8 protein-coding genes and 1 pseudogene are annotated in these 13,783 nt (G+C 69.1%); 1 reads left to right on the forward strand and 8 read right to left on the reverse strand.

Annotation, left to right across the window (positions count from 1 at the left end; all coding sequences use genetic code 11):
- Positions 1 to 21: 21 nt before the first annotated feature.
- From FFI97_RS20570 to FFI97_RS20590, 5 genes are read right to left on the reverse strand one after another with little or no spacing between them, the layout of a single operon-like run.
- Entirely contained in the window at positions 22 to 1,305 is a 1,284-nt protein-coding gene (locus FFI97_RS20570) for a dihydroorotase (RefSeq protein WP_095746780.1), read from the reverse strand.
- On the reverse strand, positions 1,302 to 2,264 hold the full coding sequence (locus FFI97_RS20575) for an aspartate carbamoyltransferase catalytic subunit (RefSeq protein WP_056577783.1): 963 nt from the start codon (positions 2,262 to 2,264) through the stop codon (positions 1,302 to 1,304). Before FFI97_RS20575 ends, FFI97_RS20570 begins: the two co-directional genes overlap by 4 nt.
- Entirely contained in the window at positions 2,264 to 2,761 is a 498-nt protein-coding gene (gene pyrR, locus FFI97_RS20580) for a bifunctional pyr operon transcriptional regulator/uracil phosphoribosyltransferase PyrR (RefSeq protein WP_139704795.1), read from the reverse strand. The genes FFI97_RS20575 and pyrR overlap by 1 nt, the downstream gene beginning before the upstream one ends.
- Positions 2,758 to 3,192 carry a Holliday junction resolvase RuvX gene (gene ruvX / locus FFI97_RS20585; RefSeq protein ID WP_139704798.1) on the reverse strand — a complete coding sequence of 145 codons (435 nt, stop codon included), beginning with the start codon at positions 3,190 to 3,192 and terminating at the stop codon, positions 2,758 to 2,760. The genes pyrR and ruvX overlap by 4 nt, the downstream gene beginning before the upstream one ends.
- Before the next feature lie 8 nt (positions 3,193 to 3,200).
- Positions 3,201 to 3,800: a YqgE/AlgH family protein gene (locus FFI97_RS20590; protein ID WP_095948042.1), complete on the reverse strand. Its 600-nt coding sequence runs from the start codon at positions 3,798 to 3,800 to the stop codon at positions 3,201 to 3,203.
- On the opposite strand from FFI97_RS20590, the gene FFI97_RS20595 reads away from it, so the two are divergent.
- The gene (locus FFI97_RS20595; RefSeq protein ID WP_139704800.1) at positions 3,801 to 5,303 is read left to right on the forward strand and encodes a cryptochrome/photolyase family protein; all 1,503 of its coding nucleotides are present in this window, start codon (positions 3,801 to 3,803) and stop codon (positions 5,301 to 5,303) included.
- 68 nt (positions 5,304 to 5,371) lie between these two features.
- Here the strand turns inward: FFI97_RS20595 and FFI97_RS34015 are convergent, their stop codons facing one another.
- The 3 genes and pseudogenes from FFI97_RS34015 to FFI97_RS20605 all read right to left on the reverse strand — a co-directional run bounded on the left by FFI97_RS34015 (position 5,372) and on the right by FFI97_RS20605 (position 13,747).
- Entirely contained in the window at positions 5,372 to 8,665 is a 3,294-nt protein-coding gene (locus FFI97_RS34015) for a response regulator (protein WP_409574636.1), read from the reverse strand.
- A gap of 515 nt (positions 8,666 to 9,180) precedes the next feature.
- Positions 9,181 to 11,349, reverse strand: a pseudogene (locus tag FFI97_RS34345) (Hpt domain-containing protein); the annotation flags it as partial.
- Between the two features lie 73 nt (positions 11,350 to 11,422).
- Entirely contained in the window at positions 11,423 to 13,747 is a 2,325-nt protein-coding gene (locus tag FFI97_RS20605) for a methyl-accepting chemotaxis protein (RefSeq protein ID WP_139704803.1), read from the reverse strand.
- Positions 13,748 to 13,783: the final 36 nt, after the last annotated feature.

The following is a 13,783-nucleotide window of genomic DNA, read 5'->3' on the forward strand; positions in this document are numbered from 1 at the left end:
TGTGTGGCGGGCGGCTGTCGCTCAGCCGTGCACGACGCGACCGGCCACCAGCGTGTGGCGCGCGCGCCCTTGCATCGGGTAGCTGGAGAACGGCGTGTGCTTGCCCTGGCTGCGCAGCGCCTCGGGCACCACCTGCCATTCGAGCGACGGATCGGCGATGCACAGGTCGGCCACGCCGCCCTCGGCGATGCGGCCGATGCCGCTGGCCGCGTCGGCCGCGTTCAGCAGGCGCGCCGGCGCCGAGGTGACCACCTCGATGGCGCGCGCCAGGCCCGCGCCGCTGCGCTCGCCCCACTGCAGCGCGAGCGGCAGCAGCAGTTCGAGGCCGGTGGCGCCGGGTTCGGCTTCGGCAAAAGGCAGGGTCTTGGCGTCGGCCTCGACCGGCGTGTGGTCGGACACCAGCGCGTCGATGGTGCCGTCGGCCAGCGCAGCCGAAAGCGCATCGCGGTCGCCCTGCTGGCGCAGCGGCGGGTTCAGGCGCGCGCGGCTGTCGAAGAAGCCGATGTCGGTGTCGGCCAGGTGCAGCGAGTTGATGCTGACGTCGCAGGTGATCGGCAGGCCCTGCGCCTTAGCCTCGCGCACCAGTGCCACGCCGCGGGCGCTGGAGATGCGGCACAGGTGCACGCGCGCGCCGGTGCTCTTCATGAGCTCGATGATGGTGAAGATGGCGATCGTCTCGGCCGCCACCGGCACGCCGCCCAGGCCCAGCCGCGTGGCGAGCGCGCCGCTGGCCGCAACGCCCTTGCCGAGGTCGCGGTCCTGCGGGCGCAGCCACACGGTGTAGCCGAAGGTGCTGGCGTACGACAGCGCGCGCTGCAGCACCTGCGTGTCGGCCAGCGGCACGTCGGCCTGGCCGAAGCCGATGCAGCCGGCCTCGGTGAGTTCGGCCATCTCGGTGAGCACGCCGCCGGCCAGGTTGCGCGTGAGCGCGCCCAGCGGGAACAGGCGCGCGCACTGCAGCTTTTCGGCGCGGAACTTGAGCATCTCGACCAGACCGGGCTCGTCGAGCACGGGGTCGGTGTCGGGTGGGCACACGAGGCTGGTCACGCCACCCGCGATGGCCGCGGCCATTTCGCTTTCGAGCATGCCTTCGTGCTCGTAGCCCGGCTCGCGCAGGCGCGCGGCAAGGTCGACGAGGCCGGGGGTGACGATGCAGCCCGTGGCGTCGAGGGTGCGCTCGGGCTTGAAGCCTGCCGGTGCGCGTCCGATGCCGGCGATCTTGCCGTCGGCGATGGCGATGTCGGTGGGCTTGTCGGTGCCCGAGGCGGGGTCGACCACGCGGCCGTTGGTGATAAGGATGTTCATGCTTCGTTACCTGCCACGATGCTCATGACGGCCATGCGGACCGCGATGCCGAAGGTGACCTGCGGAAGGATCACGCTCTGCTTGCCGTCAACCACGGCGGAGTCGATCTCCACGCCGCGGTTGATGGGGCCCGGGTGCATCACGATGGCGTCGGGCTTGGCCAGCTGCAGCTTTTCCTGCGTGAGGCCGAAGGTCTTGAAGAACTCCTGCGACGAGGGCAGCAGCGCGCCGCTCATGCGCTCGTTCTGCAGGCGCAGCATGATGACGACGTCGCAGTCCTTGATGCCTTCTTCGAGCGTGTGGCACACGCGCACGCCCATGCCGGCCATGTCGGCGGGCACCAGCGTCTTGGGGCCGACCACGCGCACTTCGGCGCAGCCGAGCGTGGTGAGCGCGTGGATGTCGGAGCGCGCCACGCGCGAGTGCAGCACGTCGCCGACGATCGCGACCGTGAGGTTCGAGAAGTCTTTCTTGTAGTGGCGGATCGTGTACATGTCGAGCAGCCCCTGCGTCGGGTGCGCGTGGCGGCCGTCGCCGGCGTTCACCACGTGCACGTGCGGCGCAACGTGCTGCGCGATCAGGTAGGGCGCGCCCGACTCGCTGTGGCGCACCACGAACAGGTCGGCGGCCATGGCGCTCAGGTTGGCGATGGTGTCCAGCAGCGACTCGCCCTTGGTGGCCGAGGAACGCGCGATGTCCAGGTTGATGACGTCAGCACTCAGGCGCTTGGCCGCGATCTCGAAGGTGGTGCGCGTGCGCGTGCTGTTCTCGAAGAACAGGTTGAACACGCTCTTGCCGCGCAGCAGCGGCACCTTCTTCACCTCACGGTCGCTCACGCTCGTGAAGTTGGCGGCCGTGTCGAGGATGTGCGTGACGATGTCCTTGGGCAGGCCCTCGATCGACAGCAGGTGGATCAGCTCGCCGTTCTTGTTGAGCTGCGGATTTCGCTTGTAGAGCATTACTTGTTGTCCTCCACCTTGAGGCTGAAGGCGCCGTCGTCGGCGCGTGCGAGGGCTAGCAATTGGGTGTCGGGCAGCTTGAGCGTCGTTGCCGCGAAGTCGGCGGCCACGGGCAGTTCGCGACCACCACGGTCGACCAGCACGGCCAGGCGCACGCAGGCGGGACGCCCGAAGTCGAACAGCTCGTTGAGCACGGCGCGGATGGTGCGGCCGGTGTAGAGCACGTCGTCGAGCAGCAGCACGTCGGCGCCGTTCACGTCGAAGGGCAGCGCGGTCTGCGCGCTGGCCGAGAGGCCGCGGCGCGCGAAGTCGTCGCGGTGCATGGCCGACGAGATGACGCCGGGGGCGCCGGCCAGGCCCAGGTCTTTTTGCAGGCGCTCGACCAGCCAGGCGCCGCCGGAGGTGATGCCCACCAGTTTCGTCTCGGGGCGCATCAGCGCCTTCACGCCGGACAGCAGCATCGTGTAGAGCGCTTCGGCATCGGGGATTGAACTCACGGGAGACTCCTCAAAAACTGTTCCAGGATGATGCAGGCGGAGGCGGCGTCGGCATCGCGGGCGCCGGACGACAAGGCCTCGGTGGTGCTGTAGCGCTCGTCCACCTCGAACACCTGGAGATTGAAACGGCCGCGCAGCTGGCGCGCGAACTTCTGCGCGCGGCGGGTGTTCTCGTGCGGGGCGCCGTCGGGGTGGTAGGGCACGCCGACCACCAGGGCGTCGGGCTGCCATTCCTTGATGCGCGCCTCGACCTGGGCAAAGCGGGCGTCGGCGCCCTCGGCCTTGATGGTGGCCTGCGGGGTCGCCGTGCGCAGCAGCCGGTTGCCGCTGGCCACGCCGGTGCGCTTGGCGCCGAAGTCGAAGGCCAGGAAGCTCTGGAAATGCGCGGAAACGGGAACGGAGGCAGGGGCGGATGCAGGCGCGTCGGACATGACGTCGCTCATGCGTGGCCCGCGTCGGGAGACAAGGTCCAGGCCTCGAGCCCCAAGAGCATCAACGCCTTGTCGTAACGCTTTTCCACCGGCGTATCGAAGATCACGGCCGGGTCGGCCAGCACGGTGAGCCAGCTGTTCTCGGCCAGTTCGGACTCCAGCTGGCCCTCGCCCCAGGCCGAATAGCCCAGCGAGACCAGCACCTTGCGCGGGCCGGCGCCGGTGGCCAGGGCCTCCAGCACGTCCTTGGAGGTGGTCATTTCGAGCCCGCCGGGGATGGTCATGGTCGAGGCGTAGACCGATTCCTCGGGTTTCTCGGCCTGGGTGAACACCGGCTCGTGCAGCACGAAGCCGCGCTCGGTCTGCACCGGGCCACCCTGGAAAACGGGGGCGTCGCCCAGCTCGGGGCGGGCCAGGTGCAGCTCGATCTTCTCGAACAGCACCTTGAGGTTGATGTCGCTGGGTTTGTTGATCACCAGCCCGAGCGCGCCGCGCTCGCTGTGTTCGCAGAGGTAAACGACGCTGCGGTTGAAAGTTTTGTCTTCCATCCCCGGCATCGCGATCAGAAAGTGATGCGTCAGGTTCATCGGGGCAGAATCGGCAGCCATATGCCCCCGATTTTACTGGCCGTCGACAAGACCTATCCCAAAGGGCTCATGTGGTTTCGCCGGGACCTCCGGGTAGACGACAACGCGGCGCTGTACCGGGCGCTGCGGGCCTGCCGGCAGGTGGTCTGCGTTTTCGTGTTCGACCGGGCGATCCTGGACGCCCTGCCCCGGGCGGACCGGCGGGTCGAATTCATCCGCGAATCGCTGGTGGAGCTCGAAGCCGAGCTGCGCGGGCTGGGCAGCGGGCTGATCGTGCGGCACGCGGTGGCCGCCGAGGATATCCCGGCGCTGGCCCACACGCTCGACGTGCAGGCGGTGTTCGCCAACCGCGACGACGAGCCCGACGCCCTGGCACGCGACGCCCGCGTGCTCGGCGCGCTGGCCAACACGGGCATCAGCTTCCACACCTTCAAGGACAGCACCGTCTTCGACCGCGACGAGGTCATGACCAAGGCCGGCCTGCCCTACACGGTGTTCACGCCGTACAAGCGGGCCTGGCTGGCGAAGGTGGATTCGTTCTTCCTGAAGTCGTACCCCGTGCGCAGCCACGCCGACGCGCTCGCTCCGCCGCCCCCGGCCCTGAATGGGCCCGTCCCCACGCTGGGCGAGATCGGCTTCGAAAGCACCAACCTCCAGACGCTGGAGATCCCCACCGGCACGCGCGGCGCCGGCGCGCTGTTCGAGGATTTCTTCGAGCGCATCGACCGCTACGACGAGGCGCGCAACTTCCCGGCCGTGCGCGGGCCCAGCTACATGGGCGTGCACCTGCGCTTCGGCACGGTGTCGATCCGGCAGCTGGCCAGCGTGGCGCACCAGCTGGCGCTGCAGGGCAACACCGGCGCCGCGACCTGGCTCAGCGAGCTGGTCTGGCGCGACTTCTACTTCCAGATCCTGGCGCACTTTCCGCACGTGCATGCGAACGGCGAGTCGAAGAGCTTCCGCCCCGAGTACGACAAGATCGCCTGGCACCACGGCAAGCACGCCGACCAGCTGTTCGACGCCTGGTGCGAGGGCCGCACCGGCTACCCGCTGGTCGATGCGGCGATGCTGCAGATCCGGCAGAGCGGTTACATGCACAACCGGCTTCGCATGGTGGTGGCGAGCTTCCTGTGCAAGGACCTGGGGCTGGACTGGCGGCGCGGCGAACGCTACTTCGCGCTGCACCTGAACGACTTCGAGCTGGCCTCGAACAACGGCGGCTGGCAATGGGCCAGCTCGACCGGCTGCGACGCCCAGCCCTATTTCCGCATCTTCAACCCGGTGACGCAAAGCGAACGCTTCGACCCCGAGGGCAAGTTCATCCGCCGCTACCTGCCGCAGCTCGCGGGCCTGTCGAACGTGGCGATCCATGCGCCGTGGCTGGCATCGCCGGTCGAACTGGAGGCCGCAGGCGTCAGGCTGGGCGAGAACTACCCGAAGCCGGTGGTGGACCACGCGGAGGCGCGGGAGAAGACGATGCAGCGCTATGCGGTGGCGCGGGCCAAAGCGCTGCAAAAGCCGTAAGCCAAGAAAAAAGGGCCCCGAAGGGCCCTTTTCTTTTGCGCGCCGACTGCCGGCGCGGCCGATGCCGGTCAGGCCACCGCCAACGCGGCCGGCTCGCTCGTGTAGGCACGCACCAGGCGCAGCAATTCCTCTTCCGAGTACGGCTTGCCCAGGTAGTGGTTCACGCCCAGGTCGCGGGCGTACTCGCGGTGCTTCTCGGCGATGCGCGAGGTGATCATGATGATCGGCAGCTCGGCCAGGGCCACGTCGGCGCGGATGTTGCGAGCCAGGTCGAAGCCGTCCATGCGCGGCATCTCGATGTCCGACAGCACCACGGCCGGGCGCTCCTGCTGCAGCCGTTCGAGCGCCTGCAGACCGTCGGCCGCGAGCGACACGCGATAGCCTTCGCGCTGCAGCAGACGCTGCGTGACGCGGCGCACGGTGATGGAGTCGTCCACCACCAGCACGAGCGGGATCTGCGGCACCACCGGGGCAAAGGCGGCCGGCGTCTGCGGCGCGCCGGTGTCCACCGAAGCGGCATGCGTCGGCGCGGCCAGCGCGGCGGTCTGGCGCGCACGCGCCTGGTCGCCGTGCACCGCGGCCAGCGCCACCGGGTTGTAGATGAGCGCCACCGCACCCGAAGCCAGCACCGAGATGCCGGCCAGGCCGGGCAGCCGCGCGAGCTGCGGGCCGAGGTTCTTCACCACGACTTCCTGGTTGCCCAGCACTTCGTCCACATGCAGGGCCACGCGCTGCGCCGCGCTTCGCACGATCACCAGCGTGTTGTTCTTGGTGGCGGCGTGCTCGCTGCGAATCGAATGCTGCAGCAGCGCGCCTGCCCAGTAGAACGGCACCTGCTCGGTGCCGAAGGCGAAGCTGTGGTTCAGGTAGGCGGCCTCGAGGTCGGCGCCGCTCACGCGCTGCACGAGTTCCACGAGGTTCGACGGCACGCCGATCGACACCTCGCCCGCACGCAGCATCACCACGTGCGTCACGGCGGTGGTCAGCGGCAGCACCAGCTTGAAGGTGGTGCCCTGGCCCGGCGTGCTGTGCGTTTCGATGCGGCCGCCGAGCGCGGCGATCTGCGCGCGCACCACGTCCATGCCGATGCCGCGGCCGGCCAGTTCGGACACCTGTCCGGCCGTCGAGAAGCCGGGCTTGAAGATCAGCTCGGTGGCTTCCTCGGGCGACAGGTCCTGGTCGGGGCCGAGCAGGCCGAGGGCGCGGGCGCGTTCGGCGATGCGCTTCTGGTCGAGGCCGGCGCCGTCGTCGCGGAAGCTCACCGACACGTCGTTGCCTTCGTGGTGCAGGTCGATGACGATGAGGCCGCTGGCGTCCTTGCCGGCCTTCTCGCGCGCCGCCACATCCTCGATGCCGTGCGCCACGCAGTTACGCAGCAGGTGTTCGAAGGCGGGCGTCATGCGGTCGAGCACGCCGCGGTCCATTTCGATGGAGCCGCCGACGATGTCCAGGCGCACCTGCTTGCCGGTGTCCTTCGAGGCCTGGCGCACCACGCGGTACAGGCGGTCGGAGATACCTTCGAACTCCACCATGCGCGTGCGCAGCAGGCCGCGCTGCAGTTCGCGCGTCTGGCGTGCCTGCACGCTCAGGTCGTCTTCCGTGGCCTGCACGGTCTTTTGCAAGGTGCGCTGCACGGTGGCCACGTCGTTCACCGACTCGGCCATCATGCGCGTGAGTTCCTGCACGCGGGTGAAGCGGTCGAACTCGAGCGGGTCGAAACTCTGCTGCGAGTCCTTGGCCTGCGCCAAACGCGACTGCATCTGGCTTTCGGCCTGCACCTCGATGTCGCGCAGCTGCTGGCGCAGGCGGTCGAGGTTGCCCGTGAGGTCGGCCAGCGAGCCGCGCAGCTGGCCCAGTTCGGCCTCCAGGCGCGAACGCGTGATGATGACCTCGCCGGTCTGCGCGACCAGGCGGTCGAGCAGCTGGGTGCGGATGCGCACCGCCTGGCCCGAAGCCGCGCGCAGCGGCGCGAGCAGGGCCGGCACGGGGCGCGGCAGCAGGGCCGACGGGGCTTCAGCAGCGGCTTCGGCGGAAGCGGCTTCGGCCTGGTCGTCGTTCGCCGACTCGCGCACCTCGGGCGCCGCCTGCACGCGCTGGATGGCGGGCGCGGTCGGGCTGGCGGTGGCGATCAGCTGGGCCACCTCGACCTGGGCGGCGTCGTCGGCCGCGCGCAGGGCATCGAAGGTGTGTTGCAGCGTGTCCAGGCGGGTGAGCAGCTTCTCGATGTCGGCCCGCTCCGCCCCCTGGGAGCCCAGCAGTTCGATCTCGGACTCCATGCGGTGCGCGCGCTCGCCCAGGCGCATGGCGCCGGCCAGCCGGGCACTGCCCTTGAGCGTGTGCAGCGTGCGCAGCACCGAGGCGCGCGGCGCGGCGTCGTCGGGGTGGTGCGACCACTGGCGCAGCGCCTCACCCAATTGCGGCATCAGTTCGGCGGCCTCTTCCTCGAAGATCGGGAACAGGTCGACGTCGACCGCATCGGCCAGGTCGATGGCGTCTTCGTTGTCGTCCAGTACCACGTCGGCAAAGGCGTCGTTGGCGACGACCTGCTTGGGCAGCAGCGTCTCGAAACGGGCCGCGGCGATTTCGGGCGGCATCGGTGCGGCGGCGATTTCGCGCAGCGCCTGCAGCGTGGCTTCGGACGGATCACGCAGGAAGCCGACGGCGAACTGGTGCAGCAGGCGACGCAGTTCGTCGGCCGCGGCGACCAGCACCACGCCCTGTTCGCGCGTGCCGCTGCCCTGCATCTGCAAATGCTGCAGCGCCGATTCGAGCAGGCGGGCCATGCCCGAGAGGCTGTGGAAGCCGACGGTGGCCGAGCTGCCGGCCAGCGAGTGGGCCAGCGCAATGGTCGAGTCGGGCAGGCGCTCGTGGGTTTCGAGCGCCCATTCGCCGACATCGGTCGCCAGCTGGCGGGACCATTCGTCGGCTTCGTTGAGGTAGACGTTGTACAGCGCGATGCCGATGCGCAGCGGGCCGATCACCTTGACCTGGTCTTCGGCGCTCGGGGCGATGGAAGACTCGGGTTCAGGAGTGGCCTCGGCCAGCACGGGCTCAGGCTCCGACACGGGTTCCGGTTCGGCCACGACGGCGGCTGGCAGCTCTTCGACGACAACGGGGGCCTCGGGGGCGACTTCGATGGCCGCCGACACAGGTTCCGGCTCCGGCTGCAGTTCAACCGGCACTTCCAATGCGGGCAGTTCTTCGGCGGCCTCGATGACTTCGACAGGTGCCACCGTCTCGGCGACAGGCTCCGCAGCCGCCAGCGGCAGCGGCTCCGGCGCCCATTCGAGATCGGGCAGGCCCGACGCGGTCGGCACCGTCGCTTCGATTTCCGGGGCGGGCTCGGGTTCGGCGTGCGACACGGCGGGCTCGGCCGGTGCATGCGTCTTCGGGGGTGCGAGGAAATCGAAATCGTCACCGCTGGGCAGCGCTTCGAGCGGTGCGGGCGCGGTGCTCTGCTTGCCTTCGAAGTCGAGGAAGTCGGTGGAAGCGAAATCGTCGTCGGGCTCGGGTGTGACAGGCTTGGTCGGTGCGTGTGGCGCTTCTGCGCCTGCTGCCAATCGGAGAAGTCCAACGTGGCGTCAGGGGCTGCGACATCTTGCGGCGTCAGCGACAGGTCGGGGAGCTCAGGCAGCTCCGGCAGTGCGAGCGGCGCCGGCTCCGCGGCGATGTGGCGCGCGGCCACCGCGAGCGCTTCGGCGTCGGCCACGCGCACCGGCGCGGGCACAGGCTCGCCGGCCAGCAGCGCGTTGGCCACGCGGCTGAACGGTGCCGAGTGCCAGGTGCCCGCATCGCCGGCAGCGATGGCTTCGACCCACTGGCTGAAATCGCGCAGCATGCGCTCGGTGCTCGACAGCAGCTCGGACGTGGCATCTCGCTGGTCGGCCAGCCAGGTGTTGAGCACCTGCTCGAGCGACCAGGCGGCGTCGCCGAAGTCGGTGAGGCCGACCATGCGCGAGCTGCCCTTGAGCGTGTGGAACGCGCGGCGCAGGATGGTGAGTTCTTCGGTGTCGCCGGGACGGTTGCCGAGCGCGGCGATGGCGGCCAGGCCGTTGCCCACCACTTCGCGGGCTTCGTCCAGGAAGATGTTCTGCAGGTCGTCTTCTTCGAGCTCGGTGACCTCGGTGTCGGGCAGCGCCGACGGGCCCGTGATCTTGGTGGTCCAGCTCTCGGCCTTGCGGCTGAACTCCTCCAGCGGCGACGGCTTGGTCTTGCGGTTGGGCGTGGCCAAGGCGGCAAGCTTGGAAGCGATCTGCGCGTCGACCTCCTCGATGCTGAGCACGGGCTCGGCGGCCGGCGCGGCAGCGCCTTCGGCCGGGGCCGCGGCATCGATGGCCTGGCGGCCCATCAGCGGCTTGAGTTCGCCGGCCTCGGCGTCGAACACGAACAGGCGCTTGGCCAGTGCGGGCTGGTAGCCCAGCATGTCGATGAGGAAACCGAGCGCGCCCAGGTTGTTGCCGAGCGCGTCGAAGGTGGCCATTTCCTCGACGGGCGAGCGGTTGACCTGCAGCATCTGCTCGACGTCGTCGCGCATGCGTTGCACGGTGTGCGCGGCCTGCTCGAGCCCCAGCACCGAGAACACGCCGCGCATCTGCATGAGCTGGGTGGGCACGGTGCGCAGCAGCGGCTTTTCGGCCGGGCGGCGGAAATACTGGTCGAGCGACTTCTCGAGTTCGCTCAGGTGGCTGCGCAGCTCGTCGACCACGGTGCCCATGGTCTGGCGGTCGCTGACGCGGCGGTACAGGTCCTCCATCCAGGGCTCGAGCGGCTCGGAACGGCCGCCGTCGCGCACGCGTTCGATGCGGCCGGCCAGCTGCAGCGTGCGGGCCGTGAGCTGCGGGTCGCTGGGGTCGAGGTCTTCGAGCGCGGCTTCGAGGTACAGCACCGAGGTGGCGACTTCCATCGCCAGTTCGGTGTCGGGCGGCTGGCCGGAACGCACCGAGGCGTCCACGGCGTGCGTCAGCGCCTGCACCATCGGCTGGCTCGGCGGGTGCAGCTTCAACAGCGATTCGCCGAGCTGCGCGAACGTGTCGGCCACCTGGCGCGTGCGCGTGATGTCGCCGCCCGAGAGCGCCGACCACATTTCCTTGGCGGTCTCGATGCGCTTGCGCGCCTGCGAGAGCACCAGCGGGTCGAAGCGGCCGAACTGCACCACGGTGTAGTCGACGCGCGGTTCTTGCGTCACGCCCCAGGCGCTGCGCACGGTGCGCAGCGTGGCGGCGTCGTCCTGCGCGCCGGGCACGGCCTGGGCGCAGAAGAAGAGCAGGTCCTGGCCGAGACGGTCGGACACCACGCTGTCGCCGCGCGCCAGCGTGGCGTACTGCAGCAGCACGCGCGAGGCGGCGCGCTTGACGTAGGTGTCGGCGGGAATCAGGCCGAGGGCAAGGGCTTCGAAGAAGCCCGCGGCCAGCGTCCAGAAGCTCGCGACGCGCGGCAGCAGCGCGCCGCGCCCGAGCCCCAGGCACAGCGCATGCAGCCGTCGCGCGGCCTGCGCGTCGCCGCTCTTGACCAGTTGCAGCACCTCGCGGTCGAGCCGCGAACGCACGGCCGGGTCATAGGCCAGCGCGGCTTGCGTGAGGGCTGGCTTGACCTCGACCCACCGCCACGCGGTGCTCCACAGGTCCGCCGGGTGGACGCGCTCATTGCCGCCCAGCTCCAGCACGTCGCGGTACTGCGGGAACAGCGCCACCGACGACACGGCCTTGCCGGCCAGCAGTGCGCTGAGGAAATCGGTGACGGCAAAGCCGGCACGCTCGATCTTGTGCACGGCACTCTCGGTGCAGCGCTGCGGTTCGGCGATGAAGCCCTGCACCGCGAATTCGATGGTGCCGAGCACCAGGGCGGGCGAGCTGTGGCCGACCATCTGCAGCGCGCCGACGGCCTGGTGCAGTTGCTGGCGGGCCATCTGCAGCGGACCGCTCTCGGGCTCCGTGGCACTGCCCACGTCGCGCACGAAACGCCGCAGCGACTTGCCGACACCGTCGAGGGATTTCTGGATTTCTCCCAGCACCCAGGCCAACGGCCCGAGGTCTTCGGTGGCCGGCATGTTGCCGGCGAGGGGGGCCGTGGCAGGGGTTTGAATCGACACGTGGTTGCTCGCCGTTCTTATCTATCTGTTGTCACGCGATCTTGAAACGAGCCACGGAGCGACGCAGTTCTTCGGCCATCTGCGAGAGCTCGCGCACCTGCTGGGCCGTGGTCCGCGTGCCTTCTCCGGTCTGTTCCGTCACCGCAAAAATGTGCTGGATGTTGGCGGCCACCACGTTAGCCGAATCGGCCTCGCGGGAGGCGGACTGCGAAATCTGCTCGATGAGGTCAGCGAGTCGGCGCGACACGCGGTCGATCTCGGACAGCGCGGTACCCGCGTTGTCGGACAGCTTGGCCCCTTCGACCACACCCTGCGTGGAGCGCTCCATGGCGCCCACCGCGTCCTGCGTGTCGGTCTGAATCGCCTTCACCAGCGCCGAGATCTGGCGCGTGGCGTCTGCGGAGCGTTCGGCCAGTCGCTGAACTTCTTCCGCCACCACCGAGAAGCCGCGGCCGGCTTCACCGGCGGATGCTGCCTGAATGGCGGCGTTCAGGGCCAGCACGTTGGTCTGTTCGGTAATGTCCGAGATCAGTTCGGTGATTTCGCCAATCTCTTGCGACGATTCGCCCAGGCGCTTGATCCGCTTGGAGGTTTCCTGGATCTGGTCGCGGATGGAGTTCATACCGCCGATGGCGTTCTGCACGGCCTGCAGGCCCGACGATGCGGCTTGCAGCGACTGGCGCGCCACCGTGGCGGACTCTTGCGCTTGCGAGGACACGCCGTTGATTCGCTCGGCCATGGTCAGCACCGACTGGCCGGTTTCGCGAATTTCGCGCAGTTGCTCGGTCGAGGCGGCGAGCAGTTCGGTCGAGGTGTTTTCCACCTGCGACGTCGTCTGCGCCACGCGGGTCGCCGTGTTCTGCACGTTGCCCACCAGCAAACGCAGTTCTTCCACCGTGTAGTTCACCGAGTCGGCGATGGCGCCGGTGATGTCCTCGGTCACGGTCGCTTCCTGCGTCAGGTCGCCTTCGGCCACCGTTTGCAGTTCGTTCATCAGGCGAAGAATGGCGGCCTGGTTGGCGTTGTTCACGCGGCCGGCTTCTTCAGACGCCTGCTCGGCAGCCAGACGCTCGCGTTCGGCGACGGCGGCACGTTCGCGGCCTTCGCGCACCTGCACGAAACCGATGGCGCCGGCCAGGGCCAGGGCGGCCAGCGACAGCACGAACAGCAGCACGATGGTGCCGGCGCCCAGGCCGGTGCGTGCGGACAGCTTTTCTTGCAGTTCGCCCAGCGACTTACGCAGCGGCTCGCTGTCGGTCAGGATGGACGCCTGTGCTTCGCGCGCGGCCACCAGGCCTTGCAGGTTGCCCAGAATGGCCGAGGCCTGCGTGCGCATCTGTTCGTAGGTCTTCAGGATGGCTTCGAGCTGCTGGCGCGTCTGCGGGTCTTTCGAGCCGGGGAAGCGCTGCTGCGCGTTGCCGTCGAGCAGGCCGCGGGTGGTTTCCTGGAAGGTGTTCAGGTCCTTGCCCAGCAGGAACACGGCGTCGGGGTTCACACCCTCGACCGTGAAGAACTCGTTGGTCGACTTGCCGATGCGCTGCGTCAGCATCACGAGCTGGCCGGCGGCCGAGATCTCGGGCAGCGTGGCGTTCTGCTGCATCTTCAGCGACGCGACGGTTTCCGTCATTTCGAGCAGCGTGGACGACTGCTGGTTGATGTCGCGCAAGGCGGCGCCCACCTGCGTCAGGATCTGGCGCTGGGCCAGCACGGCCTTGGCGCTGGTGTCGGCGCGGGCGACCAGCGGGTTGATCTTGTTCATCTCCTCGTCGTACTGGTTGCCGACGGCTTCCAGGCGCAAGGCGTCGTCGCCGTTGGTCAGACCCTGCACGCGGCGCGAGAGGTCGTCGGCGCTGTCCTTCACTTCGACGAACGCCGAGGCGCTGCCGACGAGGGCCTGCGAGATCGACTTGGCCAGGCGCTGCGACTGCATCAGCGACTGGCCGGTGGCCGCCACCTGCTGCGCCAGGCGTTCCGCGCGAAGGATGGCGGAGCCGGCCACCAGCAACAGCGCCAGCACCACGATGGCCAGCATGATGGCCAGCACGCGCTGCTGCTTGGCGGGGTTGGCGCCCATGCCGCCCGCGGCGGGGGCCAGCGGAGCCGCTTCGAGCGTGGCCGCGTTGGCGGCTTCGACGGACGCCGGGTCGCCCAGCGCGTCGATGCCGCCGAAGCCGGTGTCGGCTGTGGCGGCGGATGCGCCCTCGCCCTTCTTGGCGAGGCGGATCGTTTTTTCGTCCGGAACCTGAACCGTGTCGACATCGTCGAGCGATATCGAACCGGAGCCGTCGACGCGGGCCTTGTCGTTCCCGTTGGTCGCGGGGAGTAATTTCTTGAACTTGTCGGCGATCGAGCTCACGGTCGGTCCTTCAGGTGGTTGCCAGTGCCATGTGCC

It is taken from the genome of Variovorax sp. KBS0712, assembly GCF_006323185.2.
GTDB lineage: Bacteria > Pseudomonadota > Gammaproteobacteria > Burkholderiales > Burkholderiaceae_C > Variovorax > Variovorax boronicumulans.